At 61.1% G+C, this 4,996-nt stretch carries 3 protein-coding genes and 1 pseudogene; all 4 read right to left on the reverse strand.

The window, feature by feature from the left end:
- On the reverse strand, positions 1-967 hold a 967-nt coding region (locus HX846_RS25250), incomplete at its 3' end, for an ABC transporter transmembrane domain-containing protein (protein ID WP_256739916.1).
- A gap of 176 nt (positions 968-1,143) precedes the next feature.
- Entirely contained in the window at positions 1,144-1,764 is a 621-nt protein-coding gene (locus HX846_RS25255; protein WP_003215551.1) for a heme acquisition protein HasA, read from the reverse strand.
- A gap of 108 nt (positions 1,765-1,872) precedes the next feature.
- On the reverse strand, positions 1,873-4,623 hold the full coding sequence (locus tag HX846_RS25260) for a TonB-dependent receptor (RefSeq protein WP_102369949.1): 2,751 nt from the start codon (positions 4,621-4,623) through the stop codon (positions 1,873-1,875).
- A gap of 134 nt (positions 4,624-4,757) precedes the next feature.
- Positions 4,758-4,996 (reverse strand): annotated as a pseudogene (locus HX846_RS25265) (siderophore-interacting protein); the annotation flags it as partial.

The following is a 4,996-nucleotide window of genomic DNA, read 5'->3' on the forward strand; positions in this document are numbered from 1 at the left end:
CCGGCAAGCTCATGCGCTCGGTGCGCGCCGGGTTGGCCGCCAGCATCAGGGTCAATCGCTCATAGGCCAGGCGCGCCGAACTCCACTGTTTCCACACGCCGATCAGCTGGTCGATAGGGCTCAGTACCCGCCCCATCAGGATCGAGCCGGCGATCATCATGCCCGGCGTAATAGCCCCCTGCACCGCCAGCAATGCGCCCAGACCGAGGACCAATGACTGCAACGCCAGGCGTACGCCCTTGGACCAGGCACTGATGGCAGCGGTCTTTTCACTGGCCAGGTTCTGCGCCGCCAGAAACGCCTGGTGCTGGGCAAACCAGCGCGCACGCAGGGTTGCCAGCATGCCCATGGCTTCGATGGCTTCGGCATTGCGCAGGTTGGCCGTGGCCTGCTGGCTGGCGCTGATCGACAGCTGATTGGCCTGAGTCAACGGTGCCTGGCAGATGTGCTGGTTGGCCCACGCCAGCGCCATCAGCATCAGCGCACCGGCCAGCGCCAGGACGCCGAGCCAGGGGTGGAACAGGAAGATCACCAGCAAGTACACCGGAAACCACGGCGCATCAAAAAATGCGAACAGCGCCTGGCCGGTGGCGAACTGGCGCAAGGTCGTCAGGTCGCTCAACGCCTGCCCGGCCGCCTGGGTACCGCCCTTGAGTTGCGCCTCGAACGCGGCGTCGTAAACCCGCTGGTTCAGGCGCATGTCCATCTGTGTGCCAAGGCGGATCACCACCTGGCTGCGCACCCACTCCAGCGCGCCCATCAAGCCGAACAAGCCAAGGATCATCAGCGTCAGCATCAACAGGGTCATCGAGTTGCCGGAGGCCAGCACCCGGTCGTAGACCTGCAACATGTACAGCGCCGGGGCCAGCATCAACAGGTTGATCACTGCCGAAAACAGGCCAATGTTGAGGAAGCCACTTTTATAGGCCGTGAGAGCGGCCAGGGTTTCGTTGCCGGCATGGCGCATCGAGGGAGTCTCATGGGGGAAATCGGGAAGCGCCGCCCGCGTTTGACACGCTGCGCGCCGCTGCGCAGAATTTGCCACCGCCGTCGCCCTGGCCTTCGAAACTCACGGCGACGACGGGGTTTACGCAGCGAATGGGAGAGCGATCTTCCATTCGCTTTTTTCATTGCGCAGCCACATCAGGCAGCGAGTGCCCAGTCCTGTGCAACGTCCTGCACGCCTACCAGGGCGACGTCGGTGGTGGTTGCCGTAGCGTGTGCTGCCAGGCCGGCCGAGATCTCGTCGAAGGTGTTGGCGGTGGACAGGCCGAAGTCGTCCAGCAGGTTGTTGAGCACGGTTTCCAGTGCCGAGGTGTTGCCTTGCATCAGGCTGTAGATCACGTTCTGAACGTCGTTGCCGACGCGGCCTGCACCTTGTGCCGCGCTCAAGTCAAGGCCGTTGAAAGCCACTTTGAACGCATCGAGGGTGAAGTCGCTGCCATTGCCGCCGCCCAGGCCGGTGCCCAGTTGAACGTTATCCAGGTTGCCCCACAGGTAGTGGTTTTCGTTGTGGCTGGCTGGCAGCGCCGGGTTGAATACGTAGTGCAGGCCGTTGCTGGTGTTGCTGTCGGCAATGAACGCGTAGTCGGAATTGTTGGCGCCGTGGGTCGAATACTGGTCGCCGCTCAGGGAGCCGTTGCTGAAGCCGCCGGTGTTGCTGCTGCCGTGACCCGCAGTGTTGAACCCCAGTGCCCAGTCGGTCAGGTAGTCCGAGACGGAGTAAGCACCGAGCGCAGCTTCGTAACTAACAGAAATAGTCATCACTTAACCTCGTTATAAACAACACGATTGATCAGCACGCTCATACAGCGCACTTTTTGCCCACCCTTGGGCAAAACCGTTGGTTGATAAAGTGCCGTGGCACCTTGATCAGAACTTGTATTCGAGCATCCCGCTCAACGTTCGCCCGCGCGCCAGGCTCAGGTTATTGGCGTCCCCCATCGCAACGAAGTAGGCCTCATCGGTGGCGTTTTCCAGCGCCAGGGCGATGTTCAATTGGTCGGTCATCCAGTAGCTGGCGTACAGGTCATAGAGGGTGTACTGGGGCCATAGCGCCTGGTCGATGAAGTCATAACCTTGTGAGTCGAGGTTCTCGCCATTGCCTGAGCTGTAGCGCACGCGGACGCCCATATCGAGTCGCTTTTCCAGGAAGCGCGCGCCCAGGGTCAGCGAGCCGCGATCAGCCGGCATATAGGTGGCGTTGCCCATGATCCGGCCACAGCTTTCCTTGTTGTTGGCGACATCGTCGTCCAGCACCTCATACGTGGTCACCGGGCGCAGGCCGGTCGTGCCGTTTGGCCGGGTGTAGCGTTCATAGCGTGTGGTGGACGGCCCGTTCTTCTTCGCCCCGCCCATGTAATAGTTCTTCGAGCAGAACTCATTACTGCCGATCATGTGGGTGTAACTAAGGTTGGCGTACGCCCGCCCCATGTCGTAGTTGAGCTGGTACTCCACCCCCCGAAAGCGCGTGGGGTTGGTGTTATTGACGTACGCCATCGTGCCGAGAAAACCGCCGACGGAGGTCTCCGGCAAACTGACGCTGTGATTGAGGAAAGAGAAGTTCTCGATCCGGGTATCGAAGTAAGCCACCTTCATGCCCAGGCGGTCGTCACCGAACAGCAGTCCCTCTTTGAATACGTTCACGCCCATTTCCCAGTCCCGCGACTCTTCGGGTTTCAGGAACGGGTTGGGAAACACCCGCTCTGATGAGCTGCCACCGTGAGGACGCCCGGTCATGAAGGTTTCCGTCACCGCCGGCGGGCGCCAGCCCTTGCCCCAGCGGGCGTAGAGTTGCATCCAGTCCAGCCCCGGCTTTATGCCGATACCGAACGTGGGAGAGAACTGACCCTCTTCTCTATCAATGTCGAACACTTCCTCGACACGCTTGGCACCTACCGTGCTGCTGTAGAACCGATCGCGCCGGTAGAGCGTCATCCCGGTGACCCCTTCCAGCCGATAGCGGTCGTACCGCAAGCCCGCATCCAGCGTCAGCCAGTCGCCATATTCGTACTGCAGGTTGTTGAACAGGCTGGCGATGGTGCGTTTGCCACCGGGCGTCCCGCCTTCAACGTAAGGCAACAGGCCGGAAAGGTTAGTGGCCTCGACCTTGTTGGTACTGGGCTTGAACTTGTCTTGATACACCTCCACGCCGTAGTTCCAACTCACATGACCCAACGCATCGAAGTCGAACCGCGATGTGTTGTCGCCCTGTACACCCCAGGTATCGGTCTGAAAATGATCCGTGTAGCCCGCCACATAGTTGCCGGAGGTCAGCGACGCGGTGTTGGGCGCATTGTCCCGGTCCATCTGTGTGGTGACGTAGTAGACCTTGGCCTTGAAATCGATCAGCGGGTTATCCGGCGTGTAGCGATAATCCAGTCCGACGTTCCTGGCATTGAGGTTGTTCTTGCTGACGCGTTGGTAGTACACGCTCTGGTTATCCGGGGCGGTGTAGGCCCACGCGTCATTGCTGTCGCTGTCACTTTCCAGGTAGCTCAGTTGCACCCGTTGGTCATTGGGCAGGTTCAGGCCGAACTTGACGATTTGCGAGCGGGTCACGCTGCCGGTGTCACCGACCTCACTGTTCAGCCAATCGTCGAAGGCCGCAGGCTGGGAGTCACGAGCGCGCAAATGAGTACCCAGTTTCTGGTCGTTGTGAGTACCGGCGCGGTAGTCGCCAAAATGCCGTTCGCTGTACCCCAGCAGCACGTCGCCGCGCTCGTCGCCAAAGGCAAACACACCGCTGCCGTTGAAATAGGTGCCGTTACCCAGTTCACCAATCCCGCTACCGGCACGCAGACGCCCGCCATAGTCCTTGCCATCGGCCAGGAACTCACTGGCCTCCAGGGTCTTGAAGGATGCGATCCCGCCCAACACGGCAGCACCGCCTTGCCCGGACTGGCTGCCCTTGTCGATTTCGATGCTGGAGATGAATTCCGGGTCGATCAACATCGTGCCGTTGCGCTGCTGGTGGCCGTTGACGTTGAAGTTCTGGCGCATGCCGTCGATGTTCATGTTGACCCGGCCGTAGTCCTGCACGCCGCGGATGTTCACCGACAGGCCCGGGTCACGCTGGTTGACGGCGGTGTACACGCCGGCGGTTTCTTCGAGCATGTCGGCGGCGTGGCGTGGTGGGCGTTTGTCGATCTGCTCGCGACTGATCACGGCCACCGAGCGCGGTGTGTCGTACACCCAGTCGCTTGGCTTGCCGTTGGTGTTGCCGGTGATGGTGGTGGTGCCCACGGTCAGCGCACCGTCATGGTCGGCGCCGACGCGAGTCAGCGTCACCTGCCGGTCCCCGGTAAAGCGGTATTCCACCGGTGCACTGCCCACCAATCGGCCGAGGCCTTCCTGGGCGCTGTAACGGCCCTTGAGCGCGGTGCTGGTGAGGCCTTGCAGGCGCGCGCTGTCGAACAACACTTGCAACCCGGCCTGGTCGGCGAACGTCAGTACGGCAAGGCCCAAGGGTTGCGCCGCAATATCAAACGTCAACGTGACAGGCTGTGATTCACCGACTGGCGCCTCGGCGGCCTGCACCTGGCAGGCGGAGGCTAACAGCCCCAGGTGGATGGCAAGGGCCAACCGGCTACCGGTGTTGCGCCCCTTGGTGATTGCAGACATCGACGTTATCCCTTCGCTGACCATTCTTGTTTATGCGAATACTTCTCACTTAACAGGACGTGTCAGGCGTCGGAACTCAGTAAGGTTTTTTTGAAAGTTTTTTCAAAGGGCGTAAACGGGGCCCGGCGACCCCATCAATAGATCAGGCTCAGCCCCGCCAGATCAAAGCGCTGCACCTGTAATTCTTCGGTCAGGGTGCCGAGGGCCGTGTCGAGCATATCGAGGCGGAACACGCCGCTGACTTCACGGGTGCCGAGGTCGGCATTGGTCAGCACCACCTTGCCCGGCCGGTAGCGGTTGAGCTGCTCGATGACCTTGGCCAGCGGCAAGCGGTCGAAGATCAGCACACCGCGACGCCAACTGGTGGCGCGCT

This window comes from Pseudomonas sp. K5002, from assembly GCF_013386655.1.
Lineage (GTDB): Bacteria > Pseudomonadota > Gammaproteobacteria > Pseudomonadales > Pseudomonadaceae > Aquipseudomonas.